Source organism: Corynebacterium sp. MSK012, from assembly GCF_030232435.1.
Classification (GTDB): domain Bacteria; phylum Actinomycetota; class Actinomycetes; order Mycobacteriales; family Mycobacteriaceae; genus Corynebacterium; species Corynebacterium jeikeium_D.
In genome coordinates, this window is record NZ_JASPJU010000002.1 from 1 (window position 1) to 21,506 (window position 21,506).

The 21,506-nt window shown below is 58.7% G+C and carries 17 protein-coding genes and 1 tRNA gene; 7 read left to right on the forward strand and 11 right to left on the reverse strand.

The features are described 5' to 3' along the window. Positions 1-116: 116 nt before the first annotated feature. Positions 117-188 (reverse strand) — tRNA-Gln (locus QP977_RS01270). A gap of 297 nt (positions 189-485) precedes the next feature. On the opposite strand from QP977_RS01270, the gene QP977_RS01275 reads away from it, so the two are divergent. Together QP977_RS01275 and QP977_RS01280 are read left to right on the forward strand one after the other, a co-directional pair. Further along, complete coding sequence (locus QP977_RS01275) at positions 486-770, forward strand: hypothetical protein (RefSeq protein WP_168163230.1); 285 nt, start codon at positions 486-488, stop codon at positions 768-770. Further along, positions 688-1,896: a hypothetical protein gene (locus QP977_RS01280; protein WP_284847068.1), complete on the forward strand. Its 1,209-nt coding sequence runs from the start codon at positions 688-690 to the stop codon at positions 1,894-1,896. Before QP977_RS01275 ends, QP977_RS01280 begins: the two co-directional genes overlap by 83 nt. On the opposite strand, the gene gltX is transcribed toward QP977_RS01280, so the two are convergent. Both gltX and QP977_RS01290 read right to left on the reverse strand, forming a co-directional pair. Next, positions 1,880-3,367 carry a glutamate--tRNA ligase gene (gltX, locus tag QP977_RS01285; protein WP_147765724.1) on the reverse strand — a complete coding sequence of 496 codons (1,488 nt, stop codon included), beginning with the start codon at positions 3,365-3,367 and terminating at the stop codon, positions 1,880-1,882. The two genes, QP977_RS01280 and gltX, sit on opposite strands and share 17 nt — an antisense overlap. Before the next feature lie 56 nt (positions 3,368-3,423). Then, on the reverse strand, positions 3,424-4,137 hold the full coding sequence (locus QP977_RS01290) for a TIM barrel protein (protein ID WP_224433168.1): 714 nt from the start codon (positions 4,135-4,137) through the stop codon (positions 3,424-3,426). Here QP977_RS01290 and QP977_RS01295 point away from each other — a divergent pair. Both QP977_RS01295 and QP977_RS01300 read left to right on the forward strand, forming a co-directional pair. After that, entirely contained in the window at positions 4,136-4,858 is a 723-nt protein-coding gene (locus QP977_RS01295) for an SDR family oxidoreductase (protein ID WP_070605133.1), read from the forward strand. The genes QP977_RS01290 and QP977_RS01295 overlap by 2 nt on opposite strands. Before the next feature lie 56 nt (positions 4,859-4,914). Further along, positions 4,915-6,147 carry an isochorismate synthase gene (locus QP977_RS01300; protein ID WP_070827380.1) on the forward strand — a complete coding sequence of 411 codons (1,233 nt, stop codon included), beginning with the start codon at positions 4,915-4,917 and terminating at the stop codon, positions 6,145-6,147. Positions 6,148-6,187: 40 nt separating this feature from the next. Here QP977_RS01300 and QP977_RS01305 read toward each other — a convergent pair whose 3' ends face one another. The 3 genes from QP977_RS01305 to QP977_RS01315 form a co-directional block, all read right to left on the reverse strand. After that, positions 6,188-6,976: a fumarylacetoacetate hydrolase family protein gene (locus tag QP977_RS01305; protein WP_049172137.1), complete on the reverse strand. Its 789-nt coding sequence runs from the start codon at positions 6,974-6,976 to the stop codon at positions 6,188-6,190. Between the two features lie 65 nt (positions 6,977-7,041). Then, positions 7,042-7,596: a 3'-5' exonuclease gene (locus QP977_RS01310; RefSeq protein WP_246821108.1), complete on the reverse strand. Its 555-nt coding sequence runs from the start codon at positions 7,594-7,596 to the stop codon at positions 7,042-7,044. Positions 7,597-7,636: 40 nt separating this feature from the next. Then, positions 7,637-9,511 carry a DUF294 nucleotidyltransferase-like domain-containing protein gene (locus tag QP977_RS01315; protein WP_070652917.1) on the reverse strand — a complete coding sequence of 625 codons (1,875 nt, stop codon included), beginning with the start codon at positions 9,509-9,511 and terminating at the stop codon, positions 7,637-7,639. Positions 9,512-9,572: 61 nt separating this feature from the next. On the opposite strand from QP977_RS01315, the gene QP977_RS01320 reads away from it, so the two are divergent. Beyond that, a complete protein-coding gene (locus tag QP977_RS01320; protein ID WP_070652916.1) occupies positions 9,573-10,226 on the forward strand; it encodes a mycothiol transferase in 654 nt (217 codons plus the stop codon). A 27-nt stretch (positions 10,227-10,253) separates the two neighbouring features. Here the strand turns inward: QP977_RS01320 and QP977_RS01325 are convergent, their stop codons facing one another. The 3 genes from QP977_RS01325 to scpC (QP977_RS01335) all read right to left on the reverse strand — a co-directional run bounded on the left by QP977_RS01325 (position 10,254) and on the right by scpC (QP977_RS01335) (position 14,584). Continuing rightward, positions 10,254-11,270 (reverse strand): 3-isopropylmalate dehydrogenase, encoded by a 1,017-nt coding sequence (locus tag QP977_RS01325; RefSeq protein WP_141753112.1) that lies wholly within the window; start codon positions 11,268-11,270, stop codon positions 10,254-10,256. A gap of 74 nt (positions 11,271-11,344) precedes the next feature. Next, the gene (locus QP977_RS01330; RefSeq protein ID WP_070652914.1) at positions 11,345-12,868 is read right to left on the reverse strand and encodes an HNH endonuclease signature motif containing protein; all 1,524 of its coding nucleotides are present in this window, start codon (positions 12,866-12,868) and stop codon (positions 11,345-11,347) included. A gap of 201 nt (positions 12,869-13,069) precedes the next feature. Then, positions 13,070-14,584 carry a succinyl-CoA:acetate CoA-transferase ScpC gene (gene scpC / locus QP977_RS01335; RefSeq protein WP_284847070.1) on the reverse strand — a complete coding sequence of 505 codons (1,515 nt, stop codon included), beginning with the start codon at positions 14,582-14,584 and terminating at the stop codon, positions 13,070-13,072. Positions 14,585-14,873: 289 nt separating this feature from the next. Here scpC (QP977_RS01335) and QP977_RS01340 point away from each other — a divergent pair, with 289 nt between their 5' ends. Together QP977_RS01340 and scpC (QP977_RS01345) are read left to right on the forward strand one after the other, a co-directional pair. Further along, a complete protein-coding gene (locus QP977_RS01340) occupies positions 14,874-15,950 on the forward strand; it encodes a GTP-binding protein (protein WP_049172106.1) in 1,077 nt (358 codons plus the stop codon). A gap of 151 nt (positions 15,951-16,101) precedes the next feature. Continuing rightward, positions 16,102-17,604 (forward strand): succinyl-CoA:acetate CoA-transferase ScpC, encoded by a 1,503-nt coding sequence (gene scpC / locus QP977_RS01345; RefSeq protein WP_048735346.1) that lies wholly within the window; start codon positions 16,102-16,104, stop codon positions 17,602-17,604. Positions 17,605-17,726: 122 nt separating this feature from the next. Here scpC (QP977_RS01345) and serA read toward each other — a convergent pair whose 3' ends face one another. Both serA and QP977_RS01355 read right to left on the reverse strand, forming a co-directional pair. Next, positions 17,727-19,322 carry a phosphoglycerate dehydrogenase gene (serA, locus tag QP977_RS01350; protein WP_049190146.1) on the reverse strand — a complete coding sequence of 532 codons (1,596 nt, stop codon included), beginning with the start codon at positions 19,320-19,322 and terminating at the stop codon, positions 17,727-17,729. 238 nt (positions 19,323-19,560) lie between these two features. Next, a complete protein-coding gene (locus QP977_RS01355; protein WP_049172104.1) occupies positions 19,561-21,285 on the reverse strand; it encodes a hypothetical protein in 1,725 nt (574 codons plus the stop codon). Between the last annotated feature and the right edge of the window lie 221 nt (positions 21,286-21,506).

Below are 21,506 nucleotides of genomic sequence, written 5' to 3' on the forward strand. Positions count from 1 at the left end.
GTACGGGATTTGAACCCGTGTTACCGCCGTGAGAGGGCGGCGTCCTAGGCCGCTAGACGAACGGGGCTTAGAACTTTGCAGTTAGTGAATACATTCAACAATGAACTTCTTCACTGCTGGCCTACCAGGACTCGAACCTAGAATGACGGTACCAGAAACCGTTGTGTTGCCAATTACACCATAGGCCATCGCTGCTGAACGCAACGAGGAATAATATAGCCAATTGGCGTGAACAAGAGCAAATCACCTGGTCAAAGGTTCGTTGTCAAAGGTTCGTTTAAATTCGCGAGTTCCCCACAGCCCACCTCAGCAGTGCGCATAGCTAATGCATAACTAATGCAATGCATATAACTAACGCAGTCCCAGATCGAAAGCCCATTCGATCGCAGCTCAAAGCTGATCCGCCCTTCAGGAGACACTTCGTGGTGAAGCGGCTGGCAAACAGCCGACACACACCAAAAAACCAGACCTGAAAGGCAGGCACCATGACTTCCCCAACAACGACGGCAACATCCGCCCCCATCACGCTCGAGCTGGAGTTCTCCGACATCACGGAGCAAATGAACGGCACCATCGGTCGCGTCATCGGCACTGTCACTATCCGTCAGTTCGCGAAAATCATCTCGGCCCTCAACCTCGACGCCAACCCACGCGTGTCCCCGCACCGGCCGCATCACCGATGCCATCATGGAAACCATCGACACCACGCCGGAGCTCTTCGCCTACAAGTCCAAGGGTGTGCTCCTGGCCTCCACTCAGTTCACCAGTGAAGACAATCTCTACCGCTTCACCTTCAGCAACCGTCGCATCGAAGGCATCCTCGACGGCGGTCACAACTCGCTGGCTATCGCACTGTTCGTTCTGGGCAAGCTCACTCCACCACCTAGCCGCAAAATCAAGACGTGGTCCGAAATGAAGGAGGTCTGGTCGGCGCGTACGGGAGAAATTGAGGAATTGCTTGCAGACGAAAGCCTCACCGAGCTCGATGCCCGTGTTCCGGTAGAGGTACTCGTGCCCGGTGCTCGGGACGAGGACACTGTGCAGGACTTCTCCGATGCTCTGCTCGATATCTGTGCCGCCCGCAACAACAATGCGGAGCTCAAGGCGGAAGCAAAGCTCAATCGCGCAGGCTACTTTGACGATCTGAAGCATGCTCTGCCTCAGGGAATTAGCGACAACGCGCAGTGGCGCACCAACGATACTGGTCGACTAAAGGTGGGCGATGTCATCGCTATGGCGTGGATTCCGCTGTCTTGTATTGACCTGCCGAAGGATGCCGACGGGAAGCAGATTGAAGCACCGACCCCCACCAGCCTCTACTCCGGCAAGGCCAAGCTGCTTGACCGCTTCGAGGATGTCATGAGCTCACCGGAGGTCACTAAGCCCAGCACTGAAAGCATCAATGAGCGCACCGAAGAGGTCGTTCTCTACAACGAGAAGGTCCGCAGCGCATTGAACCTCACGCGTGACTTCATCGATATTTTCGAGCGCATCAACGCAGAGCTACCCGATCTCTACAACAAAAGCGGCGGTAAATTCGGCGGCATCGATGCTGTTGACAAGGCCAATAAGAAGAATCCGCGGACTGGCAAGACTCCACAGAAGTACTCGAAGTTCTACCGCCAGCCCATCGGCTACGCGATTCCAGACGGGTTCATCTACCCGCTCGTGTACGCCTTTGCCGCACCGCTCAAGCAAAACGAGGACGGCACGGTCCACTGGGGAACCGACTGGCACGAGTTCTTCAACAACCACATGGGGTCGCTGGTCAAGGATTACCGCGAAACCTCCATGAATATGCTGAACCGCGACCCGCAGAAGGTGGGCAAGGAAGCGGGCTCTTACACGAACCTGCTTCGCTCAGCCCAGCTCGCGCTCTTTACTGAGCAGCAGTAACAGGAGTGACCTCGAGCGCCTTGCGCAGTCGGCCCAGGCTGCGGCTGCGACCAAGCAGCTCCATGGACTCGAACAGCGGCGGCGATACCTGAGCGCCAGTCACGGCCACGCGCACCGGGCCAAAAGCCTTGCGTGGCTTCAGCTCCAGGTCCTCGATGAGGGCCTTCTGAAGTGCAGCTTCAAGCTTCTCGGTGACGAAGTCCTCTTCGCTGAGCGGCTCCACAGCTGCAATGGTGGCCTCCAGGACAGCGACGGCGTCTTCCTTGAAGTTACGGCGTGCCGAGCGCTCATCGAAGGTGAACCCGTCCTCTTCCACAACCAGGAACTTCGAGAGGTCCCAGGCGTCGGAAAGCGTCTTCACACGGGTCTGCAGCAGCGTTGCCAGGAAAGCGAACTTATCCGCAGGGTAGTCGGCCGGGAAGTCAAAGTGGCTTTCCAGGTACGTGCGCAGACGCTGCTCGAAGTCCTTCGGATCGAGCATGCGGATGTGGTCCGCGTTGATAGCGTCGGCCTTCTTCTGATCGAAGCGAGCCGGGTTGGACAGCACATCGTGGATATCGAAGGCCTTGACCATCTCGTCCATCGTGAAGATGTCCTGGTCGCCGTCCATAGACCACCCCAGCAGTGCCAGGTAGTTCAGCAGACCCTCGCGGATGAAACCGTTATCGCGGTGGATGAAGAGATTGGACTGCGGGTCACGCTTGGACAGCTTCTTATTACCCTCGCCCATAACGAACGGCAGGTGACCGAACTCCGGGGTGAACTTGGCGACACCGATGCGCTTCAGCGACTCGTAGAGAGCGATCTGGCGCGGGGTCGATGGCAGCAGGTCCTCACCACGCAGGACGTGAGTGATCTCCATCAGGGCGTCATCGACCGGGTTAACCAGGGTGTAGAGCGGTTCACCGTTGGAGCGAGCAATGACGAAGTCCGGAACCAGGCCGGCCTTGAACTCGATACGACCGCGCACGAGGTCGTTGAAGACAATGTCCTCGTCCGGCATGCGCAGGCGAATCACCGGCTTACGGCCCTCTGCGCGGAAGGCTTCCTTCTGCTCCTCGGTGAGGTTGCGGTCATAGTTGTCGTAGCCCAGCTTCGGGTCACGACCGGCAGCCTTGTGGCGCTCCTCAACCTCTTCAGCGGTGGAAAAGGCCTCGTAGGCTTCACCGGCGTCGATGAGGCGCTGCAATACATCGGCGTAGATGTCCTTGCGCTGCGACTGGCGGTACGGGCCGTGCGGACCGCCGACATCGATGCCCTCGTCCCAGTCAATACCGAGCCAATTCAGGGCCTCGATGATTGCCTGATAGGACTCTTCGGAGTCGCGAGCGGCATCGGTATCTTCGATGCGGAAGACCAGCTTGCCACCAGTGTGACGGGCATATGCCCAGTTGAACAGGGCAGTGCGGATGAGGCCAACGTGCGGGGTACCGGTTGGCGACGGGCAAAAGCGTACGCGAACATCTGACATGCTTTCCCACGATACCCGCCCTCCCACCTGCAGGCATGCATAGGGTTTGCATAGGGTTACAGAGTCCACTCCCCAGCCACTTCGCCTGCATATCCTGCGGCGCGCAGCCGCTCAACCCAGCTGCGCAGTGGCGCCTCACCGGTGCCCGGCGCGCCGCGGCCTGGGAAATCGGCAATCTGGACGTGCACCGGCAGGCTCACTCTTCCGGTCTCCACATCAGCGAGCCAAGCATCCACGTCGACGCCATTAGCTGCAAAATGGTAAAAGTCCGCGAGCACACCAGCACCAGTCTGTTGCGCTAGCTCGTCGGCTTGCCAGGGATCTGTAATGGGATAATCGCTCATCCCGGACAGTGGCTCAATCAATGCGCGAACCCCGCTGAGCTCCAGCTGGGCAGTAATCTCAGTCAGTCTTTGCACCTGCAAGTTCGTTAGCTCCCCCGAGCGCCCCAGCAGCACGTTCGAGCATTTCAGTCCAGTGGCCCGCGCAATCTGGCTCACTGCCTCCAGATGCCCCGCGGGCAGCCCATCCGTATCGAGCACTCCTCGCTGCCCCGCTGCCATGTCCCCTCCCCACAGATTCATGGCATAAAGACCGAGGCTGTCGTCAAAGAGGTCACAAAAAGCGGAAACCTCATCGGGTGCGGGCACTGCGAGGTCAAATGGCCACCAGAATTCCACGGCCGCGTAGCCGTCGTCACGCGCGGCGTTGACGGCGTCGTGCGGGGACATGTGTGCGTAGACCGTAGAACAGTTAATAATGGTGCTCATGACCAAAACGGTAGTAGTAACTGGTGGCGGCGCGGGCATTGGTCGCGAAATTGCTCTGGCTTTCGCCGCCGATGGCTGGCACGTGCATATCTGCGGCAGGCGTATCGACGCGCTCGAGACTGTTGCCGCCGAAGCGGACAACATCACCTACTCCAGGTGTGACATCACCGACCCCGAACAGGTCCGTGCGATGTTTGAGAACGCGCAGGTGGCTACGGGAACCATCGATGTTGCAGTGCTCAATGCGGGGCTGCCCGGCACGCCCGCGGAGTTCGGAGAGACCGGCATTGAAGACTTCCGGGCGGTCATCGATACGAATGTGGTCGGCTCGTACCTGTGTGCACGCGAGGCTTTTTCGCGGATGAAGGCGGGGTGCGAGGGGAAGACAGAGCAAGCGGGCGGCCGAATCCTGGTCAATTGTTCTATCGCAGCGCAGGTGCCGAGAGCACACACGGCGGCGTACGCGACGTCGAAAAGCGCGCTTGCCGGAATGACCCACGTGCTTGCCCTCGACGGACGCGAATACGGCATTACGGCAACGCGCATTGATATTGGCAATGCGCAGACTGACCTGTTGGGGACGTTCACAGGCAGCGAGCCGATGTTCGATGCCAAGCAGGCTGCGGAAACTTTCCTCTACGCCGCGAATCTGCCGGCAGGTGCCGTCATCGATCAGCTTACGATTACCGCTGCGGGTATGCCCTTTTTGGGCAGGGGTTAGCCTGCCCCTTAAACTGGAGCACAACTGGGTTTAGATTGAGGAGGCGGGTTAGGGCTATGTCCATGGAAAACCACCCCTCTCTGGGCGGCGGAAACGAGGAAGAGCAGCAGGAAAAGTCTCACCCGTCGAACGAGCCTGCAGCGACTCCGAAGCGTTCGACGCGCTGGGACACGTCCCGCCCAACCACCGCTCCTGATTTTTTGCTCTCCCGTGCGCACGGCTCCATCCGCACACAAGGTATTGAAGAGCAGATTTCCGACCCCTGGCTCGCGGCCGAGGGACTGCACTCGGGCATTCACAAGATGGTGGTCGGCGCCCTGCCCTTCGACTTGGACAAGCCCGCCGCCCTGACCGTTCCCCGGGAAGTCATCCGCTCCTCGCAGCCGCTGGAGCCACCCGCGCACTACCGCTGGAACGCACCGAAGCCTCACGCCAGCATCGTCGCTTACGATCCCCCGCTCGACGAGCACGCTGAGCGCATCGCCGCAGCCATCCGCACCATCGAGTACTCGGCGCTGGAAAAGGTCGTGCTCGCGCGCGCTGTGGAACTCGAAATCGATCCCCCGATTGACCCACTCCTACTCGCATCGCGGCTTATCGACGGATCCCCCAACCGCGATGGCTTTGTCGTGGATCTCTCTCCCGCCGGTTCCGATTATGAGGGCAAGTTGCTCATCGGTTCTTCCCCGGAGATGCTGGTCCGCCGTACAGGCGACATCGTTGAGGCATTTCCCTTGGCCGGGTCGCTGCCGAGATCCCGGAATGAAGAGGTGGACCGGGCGTCGGCTCGTCGTTTAGCGGACTCGCGCAAGAACCTGGATGAACACGCCTTCGTTGTCGATGACATCGCCGACAACCTGGCGCCGCTGTGCAGTTCGCTGGATGTTCCGGACAGCCCCGAGCTGATGAGCACCGCCGAAATGTGGCACTTGGCCACGCATATCCGCGGTCGGTTGAAGGATCCGTCGCTGTCCGCGCTGGATTTGGCGCTGGTGGTGCACCCGACACCAGCCATTTGTGGCACGCCGACGGAATCCGCCTTCGGCGTCATTCAGGCCGTAGAGACTGACCGCGGCTTCTACTCGGGCGCTGTCGGCTGGTGCGATGAGAATGGTGACGGCGAGTTCGTGGTCTCCATTCGCTGTGCCGAAATCGACACTGAGGGGTTCGTGGCACGACTATGGGCCGGAGGCGGCATTGTGTCGCACTCCGACCCAGAAGAAGAAGTCACGGAGACCAGCGCCAAGATGGGCACTGTACTCCGCGCTTTTGGAGTTAAGGGCGCTTAAGCCAGGGCGCATAGGCCCTAGCAGCTTAAGCCCTGGCAGCTTAAGCCCGCTCCACAGGGTTGGCCAGCTTGCCGATACCCGGGATCTCAATCTCGATGCGGTCACCCGGGAACATCGCAGCGGTACCGGCCGGGGAGCCGGTGCAGATGACATCACCCGGCAGCAGCGTAATCGAGGCAGTGATGAACTCGATAATCTCCGGGATGGACATAATCATCTGGTTGGAGTTGGAATCCTGCTTGGTCTCGGTAACACCCTCGTGAGTCAGGTGCGCCTTGATTGGAAGCTCGTTGTAGTCCAGCTCCGTCTGGATCCACGGGCCCAGCGGGCAGAAGGTATCGATGCCCTTTGCGCGCGCCCACTGACCGTCGGCGAACTGCAGGTCACGGGAAGAAACATCATTGACGATGGTGTATCCGAAGATCACATCGTGAGCGTTTTCCTTCTTGACGTTCTTGCACGGCTTACCAATAACCAGTGCCAGCTCGCCCTCAAACTCGACGTTAGTGGCGAAATCCGGAATGCGAATCGGCGCTTCCGGACCAATAACGGCCGTCGGCGGCTTAATGAACATCGTCGGCGGCAGCGATTCTGCCGACTTCTTGAACACCTCGGCGACGTGGTCAGCGTAGTTACGACCAATAGCGATGACCTTCGACGGCAGCATCGGGGCAAGCAGACGTACGTCGGCAAGCGGCCAGGAACGACCAGTCTTATTCAGCTGACCGAAAGGGTGCCCTTCGATCTCGTGCAAAGTAACTTCACTGCCTTCGCCCTCGACGAGCGCGAAGCACATGCCCTCTGGGTGGGCGATTCGAGCAATACGCATAAAAATAGGGTACACGTCACATTGCGATAATTATGCAACGACCCCCACTCTCTATACTCTGCGCTCTAAACTCCGCGGGATTCCTGCGCAAGCCACACCAGCGCACAGGCCAGCGCATCGTTGAACGCGTGATGGGCCTTAAAACGGGGAATGCCGTACTTGTCGCACAGTGACCACAACCGCAGCTCATCACGGACCGGCTCGCGGTTGGCTCGCAGAATTGCGTCGTACTCACGTGTCATAGTGTCCGCCACCGGCACATCAAAACGCGCATCGAAGTACTTCCGGCACAACGGATCTAGGAAACCAACTTCCATCCGCGCGTAGTGCGCCAGCAGCTTCCGTCCCCGTAGAGCTTCTAACAGCTTGCCGACGGCCACCTCTGCCTCTACCCCGGTTGCGACCATGTCGTCGGTAAGCCCATGCACCGTCGCCGACTCGCCGACGCTCACCTCCTCGCGCTCTGGGCGAATGAGAAGGTGACCCGACTCTTCCAGCACGATGTCGCGGCCTTCGACGGCAACCCAACCGATGGAAAGCAACTGATCTTTGGAGGGATCCAGACCGGTGGTTTCCACATCGACCGCGAGCCAAGCATTGTCGCGGATAGGTGCGTCCAAGAGTTTCTTGCGGGGTTTGAAAAACTTCAACATTGCGCGCTCACGACATCGCCCGGATGGGATACTTCGCCCCGAGGCTCTGCTGCAACTTGCGGATAACACCAAACGCATCGCGCAGGTGCTCGCGTTCCAGGCTGGAGAGACGCTTCGGGTAGATGTGGTTATTCGGCTGCTCGCCAGCGTTGAACTGGGCCTGCTGGTGATGAAGCTGCACCGTGCACAGGAACTCGAACGCATCCGCCAGATCCTGCGCACCCTGACGGCTCACGCTTCCGGCACCCGCACTCGCCGCCAAGCGTTCACGCGTCGACAGCTGTGGCAGGCCGGCCGCCACAGTAAATAGACGCGCCATCTGCACCACAGCAGCAGTTCCCCCCTTTTTGATGTCCAGGGTCTCTGCGTGATCGCCGCCCTTTTCCAGCACTAGGCCCCGGAAGAAGCCGAGCGGCGGCTCCCGCCAGGCCGCGAGCTTGGCCAAGTGCGCATGCAGGCGCTGCGACCCCTGAGCCAGCGGCAGGTAGGCCGCACGAAGGCTCTCTACCAGTTGCACGTCGCCCGCTACCCCACGCATGTCGAAGAAGGTCTGTGCATGTAACAGGGCCTCTGCCTCCGGTGCCGTAATCCACCCGTGGAAAGTGCGCAGCCACTGCGACTTGGTCATCCGCCACGCAGGATTGCTGGCCATCATGTCCCCTGGACAGAGCGGATAACCGACTCGGTCGAGGTTGGTGCAAATCTCGTCGCTAAGCGCGGCGAAATAGTCAGCATGAGCGTCGGCGTCGTAATCGTCGGCGAGGACCAGCGCATTGTCTTGATCGGACGCGAGCCCCATCTCTCCGCGCCCATGCGAGCCCAGTACTGCAAAGGCATAGCTAACCGGTGGCGGCCCAAGCTTTTCCTCCGCAAGCGCCACCAGGCGTCGGGTGACAGCATCGGCCACGGCGGTCAGCAGCTTGGCGACCTCCTCCCCCGAATCACCTCGGTCAATAAACCGGCCCACAATCCGCCGTGCGTTCTGAGCAATCTCCGCAATCTCGGAGATATCGCTCTTTCGCGCCAGCGTCGCCGTCGCGTACACGGGATCGGTGTGCAGACTGCGCAGGAGGTCGCCAATGACAATCATGCCGACCACCCGCGTCCCATCGTGCACCGGCAGATGATGGTAACCGCGCTCGGCCATCAGCAGCATGGCCTCGAAGACCAGCAGGTCGGGACTGATAGTTTCCGGGTTCCCGGTCATCACTTCGCTTACGAGACTCTCCGCCGGCTTGGCTTCTGCCAGCACTCGACGACGGAGGTCACGGTCAGTGATGATGCCGACGAGCGAGCTCTGGTTGGCGCCTGCAGACTCCATCACGAGCAGACTGGAGACATTCCGCTCCGTCATAATCTGCGCCGCCTCTTGTACTGTCGCATCAGCACTGCAGGTCACCAGCGATGTTTCCATCAGGTCCGCAACCCGTGTGCGCAACGACTCCGATGCCGCAGTACTCCGCAGCTTCGATGCCACTGCGCGAATGCGCGCGTTTTCACCGCCGTAATAGCGCCGGACCTCTACGAACTGGTCATTGAGCTGGTCAAAGACCTCCTTGGAGATCACCAGGAATACGCAGTCCTCCACTGCCGTCATCGTGTACAGCGAGGGGTCACTGCTCAGCAGTGTCGAATAGCCGAAATGATCTCCCACATCTCGCCTGTCCAACAGCGTGCCAGCTGGGTCAAAGAGATCCACCATGCCGGAGCGAATAATGAAACAGCTGTTGTTATCCGCACCCGCCCGGATAATCTCCGTTCCACGACGGGCATAGCGCATGGCCAAAAGCGGTGGGATAGTCGCGCGCTCTTCATCGTTGAGGTCCGAAAAGGGGCGAGTATGGCTGAGGAAGTCTGCGATTTCCGCAAGCTCGACGGTCATGGGGTCAATTATCCCCTATTTTTGCTCCCAATAGGACTGATTTGCGGGAATACTCGACCTTATGACCAATTCCACACACAGCGCTTCAATAAATCCCGAATGGCCGCTCGACGCCCACATCCTCGGCAGGATGGACAAGCTCGCGGCACTCGTCGCCACGCTTGACGACGACACCTTCAACGCAACCCTCCCCATCCCAGCCATTAACTCCCTGGCCGTGCTGTTACGACATGTGACCGGATCCGCGAGGTTCTGGCTCGAGCGCGTCTGCCTTGGGCGTGATTATGTCCGTGATCGCGATGGGGAGTTTTCTGCTCATTGCAGTGTTTCGGAAGGGCTGGAGATTTACCACCGTGACCGCGCGGCCATTGAATCCGCGCTGGTGGAGTTGCAAGGCGCGGACCGCGCTGGTGCTCCTGCTGTTATTCCTACCGATAAGGACCGTTGGTGGTGCGGCAGCATCGAAGGCGTGATCGTGCATGTCTTCCACGAGGCGGCTCAGCACCTGGGACATGCGGAGATTACGAGGGATGCGCTAGTGGCAGGACTGGGAGGGGATGATTCCGATAACGGCGCAGGAAGCTCATCCCCATACCCCCTTGACACCATCATCGATGTACTTCGCCAGGTCGGACATGCGTCGGACTTCATCGAGCACACCGCCGACGGTAAGACTCACATCACTACCGTCGATGGCAAAACTGTGATTGCCTAGCCCTCTCCCTCCCTATTTTTTACTGCGCTACTTCAAAGCAGCAGCAATGCGGTCGCCAACTTCAGTGGTCTTAATCGGGCCACTACCGCGAGTAGCCATGTCAGCTTCCACAGCAGCCTCGATGCGCTGGGCGTCTTCCTCACGACCCAGGTGGCGCAGCATCATGGCACCCGACAGAATGGCTGCCGTCGGGTCCGCGATCCCCTTGCCAGCAATGTCTGGCGCGGAGCCGTGAACGGGCTCGAACATGGACGGGTTGGCATTGGAGGCGTCAATGTTGCCGGACGCCGCCAGGCCGATACCGCCCGACACTGCACCAGCCTCATCAGTAATGATGTCGCCAAAGAGGTTGTCGGTGACGATGACGTCGAAACGCGAAGGATTAGTGACGAGGTAGATCGTCGCAGCGTCGATATGCGAGTAATCGACATCTACCTCTGGGTATTCCTTAGCGACCTCATCGACCGTGCGCTGCCACATACCGCCACCGTGCACCAACACATTGGTCTTGTGGACAAGGGTCAGCTTCTTACGACGGGTCATAGCCAGCTCGAAGGCATAGCGGACGACGCGCTCAGCACCGAAGCGGGTATTGACGGAGGTCTCGTTGGCAACCTCGTGTGGCGTGCCAACGCGAATTGCACCGCCGTTACCTGTGTAGGCACCTTCGGTTCCCTCGCGGACGACCACGAAATCAATTTCGCCCGGGTTCTTCAGCGGTGACTCGACACCCGGGAAGAGCTTGGAAGGACGCAGGTTGACATGGTGATCCAGCGCGAAGCGCATTTTCAGCAGCAGGCCGCGCTCGAGAACACCCGGAGGTACGTTCGCCGGGTCACCGATGGCACCGAGCAGGATTGCGTCGTGCTCACGCAGGGAGTCAAGGTCAGCGTCGGTAAGCAGTTCGCCATTGCGCAAGTAGCGACGCGAGCCGAGGTCGTACTCGGTAGTGTCGAACTCGCCGATAGCAGCCTTGAGCACCTTCAGCGCCTCTGCCGTAACTTCCGTGCCGATGCCATCACCCGGGATGACGGCGATCTTCAGCTTTCCTACCTCAGTCATTTTTGAGATACCCTTCTCACTATATGGACACAAATGAGTGTAGCAGAACCTAGCGCTCACTCCCCGTCACTGTCTGCGCGATTTTTAACATCTCCATCGTTTTCACAATCCACCCCGCCTACTGCTCTCTCCTTTTCCAAATCCCGCCGCACCTTATCCACTAGGCCGCGGAGACTGTCATGCAATTTGCGACGTTTCTCATTGTGCTCAGCCAGCGCAGCGGTCTTCTTTTCAGTCTGCGAGGCAAAGGTGTAACGACCATGCCCAGTGTGCTCTTTCTCCGACTGCGCAAACGGCCCTTCATCACAAGAGAGGAACGTCCAAGCTTCGATCCCATCATCACCTCGAACAACTCGCCACATACCGGCAGTTTTGAGGTTGTGGTGCCTTCGACAGAGACAATGGAGATTATCTGTGTGCGTGACCCCTTCCTTTTGCCGCTCACCACCGGAAAGGCTGTGATCAAATTCCACAATATGGTCGATATCGCACTTTTCCGCGGGGACATCGCATCCAGGAAAACTACACACACCGTCACGGGCACGCACGAATGCACGCTGAGACTCGGAGGGCCGATACCCCTCAACCGCACTATCCCCCAGCACCCGCAATGTCGATACCCGCTTCAGCCAAGACTCGGCCACCAGCGAAGAAAGCCAACCTGCGCCAGCGAGCCACACTGGAGTGTTTTCCGGTTCGCCATCCTCCCCGGGAGAGAGCACTCGGAAGAGTTCCAGATTCACCTCCACCTCACAAGTACCGCGTAACGCATGCATGAAAGCTGCCGCGCGACTCACTTTCATCTTCTTAGCCACTGCGTCGATAATTGCAAGGGCTTCCACTGCATGATGCCGCTCGAGTACAGTAGTCAGTGTCGTAACTCCAGCGTCACCATGTTCATCAACTGCGATAAACTCCTTAGCCGTCATACGATCGCCGAAGTAGTCGAGAGCCGCAGCTTGAACCTCCCGTACCTCCTCCGACTCCACGGGATTATCCGCCGACCCTCCATCCGCCTCGACCTGGTATGCCGCCGCATCAATTGCAGCATCTACGGTCGCCTCCACATTCCGGGCCAGGACCCTATCAGCCTGCAACCCAGCGACATCCACATCACGTGGCCGCACTTCCGGAGCACACTCACCAATCACTCGCTGCACCCGCGTTGCCATCGCACGCACGCCACGGAGTGCCTCCCCGTCGCGCCTAGGCTTAACGACGTCCACGAGACCCGACTCCACTGCGTCAACCTTGTCATCGGCTACAGGTCGGGTATGTTTACCAAGCATTGCTAAATGCCTCATCGACAAATGCCCGCGCTCCTGACACATTTCCGCTAGTTGCGGCATACGTCCAAGCATGTAGCCAATTTCCATATATTTGTTCACTTCGGCGCGTGAGATTCCAAGCACCACCGACCAATAAGCCAAATGAGCTTCGACATCGCCATCATCTGGTGGTGCGACCCGCTGAGCGATAACCATCTCCAGACGATTAATCTCGCGCATCACTTCAGCGAGCGAATGAGCCCTCACCTCATGGCTGAACCGAAATTCCCCACACGATTCCAACTCTGACATTGCACTGTCCCCTCCCTAACGAGGTCCCCTAACGAACAGTTCTTTATCAATTCGCCCACACCATATCCCCCACCCCGGATTCAAACCGCTGCGCACCCCAAAAATCTCCACATTACTCGAACACTATTTCGAACTAAAGCCGAAAGAAAATCCCGCCCTACGACGCAAACTTCGTCGTAAAGCGGGAACCGCACTAGAAACCTAGTCGACCGGCTTCATGGAACCGTTTTCGAGGAAACGACGGTGGAAGTCATAAGAAGTACCCAGGTCATGCGGAGTATGCAGGTACGGGGTGACCCTCTCAGCACGCTCAACGTATTCGAGCAGCGCCTCCTTGTACATCGGGTGCGCACACTTCTCAATGACAACACGGGAACGCTGACGCGGCGCCAGCCCACGGAGGTCAGCCAGACCCTGCTCAGTGATGATGACCATCACGTCATGCTCAGTGTGGTCAACGTGAGAGACCATCGGCACGATTGCGGAAATGTCGCCATTCTTAGCCAGCGACGGGGACACAAACGTAGAGATGTAGGCGTTTCGGGTGAAGTCACCGGAACCGCCAATGCCGTTCATCATGCGGGAGCCAGCCACGTGAGTGGAGTTGACGTTGCCGTAGATGTCAGCCTCAATCATGCCGTTGGTGGTAATCAGCCCCATGCGGCGGACCAGACCCGGGTTGTTGGAGATGTCCTGCGGACGCAGAACAATCTTCTCGCGGTAGTCAGCAGCATTCTCATTCATACGAGCTGCGTACTCCGGGGACAGCGAGAATGCGGTACCGGAAGCCACGGTCAGCTTGCCAGCATCCATCAGGTCGACCATGCCGTCCTGGATAACCTCAGTGAAGGAGGTCAGGTTCTCATACTTGGAGTCGAGCAGGCCTGCGAGCACAGCGTTCGGAATGTTACCGACACCCGACTGCATCGGCAGCAGGTTCTCCGGCAGACGACCGGCCTTGACCTCCCCATCGAGGAAGTCGAGCAGGTAGCCGGCAATGGCCTTAGAGTCATCGTCCAGCGGCTTGAACGGCGAGTTACGGTCCTCGGCGTTCGTCTCGACGACAGCGACAACCTTATCGACATCGATCTGAACATCCGGAGTGCCGATGCGGTCCCCCGGGTTCACAATCGGAATCTCCTTACGGTTCGGAGGCAGCCCAACACTGTAGATGTCGTGCATACCCTCGAGATCCCCGGACTGCCAGGAGTTGACCTCAATAATGATCTTCTCTGCAGCATTCAAGTAAGAAATGCTGTTACCAACCGAAGAGGAAAGAATCAGGGATCCATCGGCCTTAATGCGAACAGCTTCGACCACAGCAACATTGACCGGGCCAAAGAAGCCCTGCTCAGTCATCGGGCCAGAGTGCGACAGGTGAATATCACTATAGAAGGCATCGCCTGCATTAATACGGTTACGCATTCCCGGGTCGGACTGGTACGGCATACGCCACTCAACACCATTGGCCTTCGCCAGCGCACCATCAAGTTCCGGAGCGGTAGACGCGCCGGTCAAGACCTTAATCTTGAACTCGTCGCCACGCTCGTGAGCGGCCTCCATGCGCTCAGCGAGAGCCGGCGGGACAACCTTCGGGTAGCCAGCACCGGTAAATCCGGCAAAGCCCACCATGTCTCCGTGGTTAATGAACTGCGCCGCCTCCTGCGCGGTCATCACCTTGGATTTGAGACCAGCATGGGCAATACGATCTGACATGAATTCACCTTTCTATATCCCCCAACGCGACTATCGGGGGTAGTGCCTCGAACACCAAAGCACACCCCCAACCCTATCAACGAAGCGGTTAGTGCCTTTCATTCAGATGCCCGAAAGCGCCCCCATTTTAGGCACACTTCACGCGACACTAAAGCCGACTACAACACCGTTTTATGCCCTACGTCACAACTGTCTGACAATAAGCCGTACGACACATTTACGACCCCTCGCCTAGCTCAATTCGCGCAGTAGTTATTGATAATCATTTTCAGTACGCTAATCTTGTCGGGTGACTTCTACCGAATTTTCTGATAGCACCACCGAGACCACTCCCGTCACCGTCCTGTCCGGATTCCTGGGCGCCGGCAAGACCACCCTCCTCAACAACCTCCTGGCAAACTCACAGGGGCGCAAAATCGCGGTCATCGTCAACGACTTCTCGGAAGTCAACGTCGACGCCGCCCTCATCGAGCAAGGCACATATCTCGAGCGCGGCGAGGACCGTTTCATCGAAATGTCCAACGGCTGCATCTGCTGCACGCTGCGAGATGACCTCGTTGAAAACGTCGGCAAGCTCGCGCGCAGCGGCAAGTTCGAGCACATCGTCATCGAATCCACCGGCATCTCCGAGCCCATGCCAGTCGCCGCTACCTTCGAGTGGGAATTCGACGACGGCCGTCGCCTCGCCGACATCGCCCCCATCGACACGATGGTCACGCTCGTCGACGCCTCTACATTCCTCGACAGTCTCCGCCAGGGACGCGCACTGCCTGACGACGAACGCACGGTCGCCGACCTCCTCGTCGACCAGGTGGAATTCGCCGATCTCATCCTCATCACCAAATCCGACCTCGCCGGCGAAAAGCTCACCGGCGGTACCGAGGAAACGATCCGCGCCATGAACCCCCGCGCACGCATCGTCCGCGTGACTAACGGCGAAATCGCCACCTCTGCCATTCTCGACGCATCGCTTTACGACGAAGGTACCGCGGCCACTTTCCACGGATATGCAGAAGAACTTGCGAATCCCCACACGCCGGAGACTGAAGAATACGGCATTTCTTCGGTTGTTTTCCGAGGCAACCGCCCCTTCGACCGCGAACGACTGATTAAGGCTCTCCGCGGCACAAAGGGGCTCGTACGATCCAAGGGGCACTGCTGGATTTCCGACCGCCTCGAAGTCGCCCACGTGTGGAGTCAGGCGGGGCCGAACCTGAAAATCACCCCTGCCGTCATGTGGGCGCAGACCGATGTCCCACCATCCAATGAGGTCGTACTCATCGGTGTGAAATTTAACCCAGAGGCCACACTGCAGGCATTCGAGGACGCGATGCTGACCGACGAAGAAGTGCGGGAATTGCTGTAACAAAGCCCCTGGAAGAGCGCCGATAAACGACCCGCTGAAGCGATCAGAGTGTCATAAATCACTTCTCAACCTGCGGGTGTGGCAACACACTGTTAGCGCATGCTAGGTTAGGCGACAAAACTAAAGTCGAACAGTCTATCTAGGAGATGACATGTCTGATCGCATCGCACATGCCGGTTTGCGCGGCAAGGTAATGACCGCCGACGAGGCTGCACAGTTTATCAATCATGGTGATGCCCTCGGCATCTCTGGCTTCACCGGTGCTGGCTACCCGAAGGCCCTGCCGACTGCGCTGGCAAACCGTGGCAAGGAACTTCACGCCAAGGGTGAAGAGTTCGCTGTCGACATCTACACAGGCGCTTCCACTGCCCCAGACTGTGACGGCGTGATGGCAGAAGCTGACATCATCCGCTACCGCATGCCGTACCAGGGCGATCCGGCACTGCGTAAGTCCATCAACTCCGGCAAGGCGAAGTACCAGGACATCCACCTCTCCCACTCCGCGCTGTACATCGAGCAGGGCTTCCTGCCGATTGACGCCGCAATTGTTGAGGTCACTCGTATTACGGAAGATGGACACCTCGTTCCGTCGTCAAGCGTTGGCAACAACGTCGAGTGGATGGACAACGCTGACAAGATCATCATCGAGGTCAACTCGTGGCAGTCCGAGGAACTCGAGGGCATGCACGACATCTACCGCATTCAGCACCTGCCTAACCGCACGCCGGTGCCGATCAACGCCCCGGGTGACCGCATTGGTACCCCTTACATCGACATCAACCTGGACAAGGTTGTCGCAGTTGTCGAGACCAACGCGCCGGACCGCAACTCCCCGTTCAAGCCGTTGGATGAGACCTCGAAGGCTATTGCCGGCCATTTCCTCGACTTCCTCGAGGGCGAAGTTCGCGCGGGTCGCCTGGCTTACGACCAGTACATCATGCAGTCGGGCGTCGGTAACGTTCCGAACGCCGTGATGGCGGGTCTGTTGGACTCCAAGTTTGAGAACATCAAGGCCTACACCGAGGTTATTCAGGACGGCATGATCGACCTGATTGACGCAGGTAAGATGACCGTCGCTTCGGCTACCTCCTTCTCCCTGTCTCCGGAAGCGGCCGAGCGTATGAACAACGAGGCTGCTCGCTACCGCGAGAACATCATTCTGCGCCCGCAGCAGATTTCTAACCACCCGGAGGTTGTCCGTCGCGTCGGCCTAATCGCCACCAACGGCATGATTGAGGCCGACATCTACGGCAACGTCAACTCCACCCACATCAACGGCAGCCGCATGATGAACGGCATCGGTGGTTCCGGTGACTTCACCCGTAACGCCTTCGTTTCCTCGTTCATCTCGCCGTCGCTGGCGAAGGACGGTGCGATTTCGACTATCGTTCCGTTCGCTTCGCACATTGACCACACCGAGCACGACGCCATGGTCATCATCACCGAGCGTGGATTCGCTGACCTGCGTGGCCTGGCACCGCGTGACCGCGTGGCGAAGATGATTTCCGTTGCACACCCGGAGTACCAGCCACTGTTGGAGGAGTACTACGAGCGCGCGCTGAAGACCGCTCCGGGCATGTCTACCCCGCACGACCTGCGTACTGCCTTCGACTTCCACGTCAACATGATTGAGAAGGGCTCGATGAAGGGCTAGGCAGTAGGGCTACGGCTGCATAGATCAGCTGGGAAACAAAAATCCCCTCCATGCGGAGGGGATTTTTTCATGCAGTAGAAGCTGCGCTAGAGACTAGCTCTAAAACGCCTAGGCGCTCAGAACTAGTCCAGCTCGAGCTGCAGAGCGTGGGTAGCGGAGATCTCCTCGGTAATCTTTCCGACGAGCTCCTCCGGAACCTCCTTGGAAACGCGCAGCACCAGGATGGCAGTCTGATCTGCTTCCTGCGGAGACAGAGCAGCAGCCTCGATGTTGATGCCGGACTCACCCAGGGTGGTAGCAACGCGACCCAGAGCGCCCGGAACGTCGTTGTACAGCAGGAAGAGGTTACGGCCCTGAGCACGCATGTCGATGCCGCGGCCATTGATACGGACAATCTTCTCGACGCGGTTCAGGCCAGTGAGAGCACCAACGACGGTAGCGGTGGAGCCATCAGCACCGATGACCTTGACCTCGAGTACGGAGCGGTGGGAGACGGACTCCGGCTCGGTCTCGACAGTGAAGGTCACACCACGCTCTTCTGCGATACGCGGAGCGTTGACGAAAGTGACCGGTTCTTCCACCATGAGAGAGAACAGTCCACGGATTGCTGCCATACCCAGAACGTTAACGTCCTCAGTGTGCAGCTCACCGCGAGCGGTGACCTCAACAGCAGCCGGAGCGCCCTCGAGCAGACCGCCAGCAACCAGACCCAGCTCACGAGCCAGCTCGAGCCACAGGGCCACCTCTTCGCCGACAGCGCCACCGGAAACGTTGACTGCATCCGGGACGAACTCGCCAGCCAGGGCCAGCAGTACGGACTTAGCGACATCGGTACCTGCACGGTCCTGCGCCTCGACGGTGGAGGCACCCAGGTGCGGAGCACAAACAGTTTCCGGCAGGCCAAACAGCGGGGAATCCGTGCACGGCTCGGTCGCGTACACGTCGAAGCCAGCACCGCGGATGTTGCCAGCCTTGATTGCGTCGGCAAGCGCCTGCTCGTCGACGAGACCGCCGCGGGCAGCGTTGATGATGATCTGGCCCTTCTTGGCCTTGCCCAGGAGCTCAGCATCGAACATGCCAGCGGTTTCCTTGGTCTTCGGCAGGTGGATGGTCACGAAATCAGCACGAGCCATCAGGTCTTCCAGCTCAACCAGCTCGACACCGAGCTGAGCAGCACGAGCCGGGTTCGCGTACGGATCGTACGCAATGATGTTGGTCTCGAAAGCAGCGAGACGCTGCGCAAACAGCTGGCCGATGTGACCGAAACCGACGATACCGACGGTCTTGCCGAAGATTTCGACACCCTTGAAGGAAGAGCGCTTCCACTCCCCCTCACGCAGGGACGCGTCCGCAGCCGGCAGCTGGCGAGCGGTGGCCAGCAGCAGTGCGATTGCGTGCTCACATGCAGAGTGAATATTAGAGGTCGGAGCGTTGACAACCATGACGCCGCGCTTGGTAGCGGTATCGATGTCGACGTTATCCAGGCCAACGCCGGCGCGACCGACGATCTTCAGATTCGGAGCAGCCTCGAGGACTTCCTGATCCACGGTGGTAGCGGAGCGGACGAGAAGTGCGTCAGCATCACCAACCGCAGCCAGGAGCTCAGCGCGGTTCGGGCCATCTACCCAACGGACCTCAACGGAATCCCCCAATGCGTCCACAGTGGACTGTGCCAGCTTGTCGGCGATGAGGACAACGGGGCGAGCGTTCTGGCTCACAAGCATCTCCTGGTTTGTCTCGAAAAGTTTATGCAGTATGTGCGGTGTCACTTAAGAAAACTACTAAAGCGTGCACGCGCATTACGTCTCATCATAAACTCTGGGGGTGAGACACGGGGGGACTTACCTAAGCAAAACGGCGCTTACTACCCTTTGTTTAGGGAGTAAGCGCCGTTGCCCCCGACATTCAAGTCGGCAAATATTTCGCGTTATATTTTTATTTCTGCTGGTCTATAACCTACTGGTACGTAACCAACCACGGACGCGGCTCGATGTTCATGGTCTCCTCAGGAGTAAACATCGGCTGATCCTCGTCGATGAAGTTCTTCCACGCCTCGAAAATCTCCGGCTGCAAATCCTGCAACATGACGTTCCAGGTCTCAAACTTCTCCTGCGCGGTGCCATGGCCGTCGGCATGCAGAACGAATGCGAGCTCCGGGTGCGACAGATCCAGCGTCTCGCGGTCGCGAATCATCTGTAGCTGGAACTGGTGCAGCATCAGCATCTTCTGCGGAAGGTTGTTCTTACGAGTCAGCTCAGCCAGCCAATCAGCAACGCGGTTGACTTCTTCAGCCTTAACGTGACCAACCTGAGTCGCCGGAACCTGCCCCGGTTCCATCTTCCACTCCGGGTCCAGCGCCAGACCGACGTTTGGCATCTTCAGCAGTTCTTCGTAGAACTTGGCCTGGTCCAGGAAGTCTGCACTACCCGGCTGCAGGTCGATGATGACGTAGCCGCCGGCCTTGGTCATGGCCTCGACGTACGGCTTCAGAGTCTCAACCGGAGCTGGCTCGGAGTAGTCACCGCGTGGACCCGGGTCAGCCTGCGCGACCGAAGCGATAATCTCGAAGGCCGGCAGTACCGGGTCATCAGCGAACTTCTCGTACTGCTTCACGTAGTCCTTCGCACGTGCGACGGCATCCTCCGGATCATCCTCACCCATCACACCCAATGGAGCGACACCAGGGTGACCATACGTTGCAATCAGATGACGACCGGGGAACAGCAGTGTGCCTCCACCTGGCAGCTCCTTGACCTTGTCATCTTTGGCAAGCTCGATGGACTGATCAAACTTGTCCTTATCGCCGAAAACCTTACCCAGAGCAATCAGGGACTCGCCGTCGCGAGCAGCGGAAATCGACTCAGAGGTAGCACGCGCGTCGCCCACCGGCAACCAACTGACCTTCAGGCCAGCGGCGCGGGCCGTAGCAATGGAGGCCAAACCGGTACCCGGTGCGGCCAGTGCCAATGTGTCCTTGACCTCCTTCGGAGATCCCTTCGGCAGGGTGACGCTCTCCTGTCCCTTGTCGTCCTGCCCATCGCTGGCGCGATCCTGAGCCTCTTGGTTGGCTGCCCCATCCTTCGTTGCATCGCCCTCGACGACAGTTGGCTTCTCCGGATCCATCTCAACGACAGCGCGAGTCGGCTTCGACTCCGTCTCCTTGAGAACCTTAAACTCGGTACCGACGAGCTCCTTAAGGCCATCGGTCGTACCCGGATCCGCAATGATCTGACGGCCCTCTTCGCCAGTCAGGTCAACTGCCCCCACAGTAAGGACTGTCTTTGCGCCCAGGCGGTCAATCTCTTTTTCCACATCGGCGATATCGGCGCCAGTATCACGGCCACGAGCATCCTTCTTCGGGCTCTTGGCAGTAGTGTCATCTTCCGCATCTTCGGCAGAACCAGCCACTAGCATCGGCAGACCAGCAGCAACCGCGATGCCTGCCGCCCTACGCTGCTCAGCAGAGCCAGCCGAGGAAACGACAACCGCTTCCGAACTGTCGATCAGACTTTCCGACGCTGCGATGTCGTCGCTAAGCACCGTCGATTCAGCGTCCACCTTCTTCGTGGAAACAGCGCTGTCGGAATTTCCACACGCGACCAAGGCGCTTGACCCCAACGCCAGGCTGACCGTCAGGGCAACGGTTGCCGTCACGCGCCGCGTCATTGCGGATACTCGCACATTTACCTCCGTGAAATGATTTGATTTCAACGATTAGACTATCGAACGTCTTTGTTGAGGGAGACCTTTCACCCCAGATTAGAACCCCGGATAGGACTGGGGCTACACCCGTTTGGCAGTAGTTGCTTTTAGCTCAGACGTTTATTCCACACGTCTACCCCACACGGTTCAGTGAAAGAAAACTAGTAAGAGAGATACGAAAAGGGCCTCATCACGGCGGT

Coding starts and splice junctions, on each gene's coding strand:
- QP977_RS01275 (WP_168163230.1), top strand. CDS start 486: ATGACTTCCCCAACAACGACGGCAACATCCGCCCCCATCACGCTCGAG.
- QP977_RS01280 (WP_284847068.1), top strand. CDS start 688: ATGGAAACCATCGACACCACGCCGGAGCTCTTCGCCTACAAGTCCAAG.
- gltX (WP_147765724.1), bottom strand. CDS start 3,367: ATGTCAGATGTTCGCGTACGCTTTTGCCCGTCGCCAACCGGTACCCCG.
- QP977_RS01295 (WP_070605133.1), top strand. CDS start 4,136: ATGACCAAAACGGTAGTAGTAACTGGTGGCGGCGCGGGCATTGGTCGC.
- QP977_RS01290 (WP_224433168.1), bottom strand. CDS start 4,137: ATGAGCACCATTATTAACTGTTCTACGGTCTACGCACACATGTCCCCG.
- QP977_RS01300 (WP_070827380.1), top strand. CDS start 4,915: ATGTCCATGGAAAACCACCCCTCTCTGGGCGGCGGAAACGAGGAAGAG.
- QP977_RS01305 (WP_049172137.1), bottom strand. CDS start 6,976: ATGCGTATTGCTCGAATCGCCCACCCAGAGGGCATGTGCTTCGCGCTC.
- QP977_RS01315 (WP_070652917.1), bottom strand. CDS start 9,511: ATGACCGTCGAGCTTGCGGAAATCGCAGACTTCCTCAGCCATACTCGC.
- QP977_RS01320 (WP_070652916.1), top strand. CDS start 9,573: ATGACCAATTCCACACACAGCGCTTCAATAAATCCCGAATGGCCGCTC.
- QP977_RS01330 (WP_070652914.1), bottom strand. CDS start 12,868: ATGTCAGAGTTGGAATCGTGTGGGGAATTTCGGTTCAGCCATGAGGTG.
- scpC (WP_284847070.1), bottom strand. CDS start 14,584: ATGTCAGATCGTATTGCCCATGCTGGTCTCAAATCCAAGGTGATGACC.
- scpC (WP_048735346.1), top strand. CDS start 16,102: ATGTCTGATCGCATCGCACATGCCGGTTTGCGCGGCAAGGTAATGACC.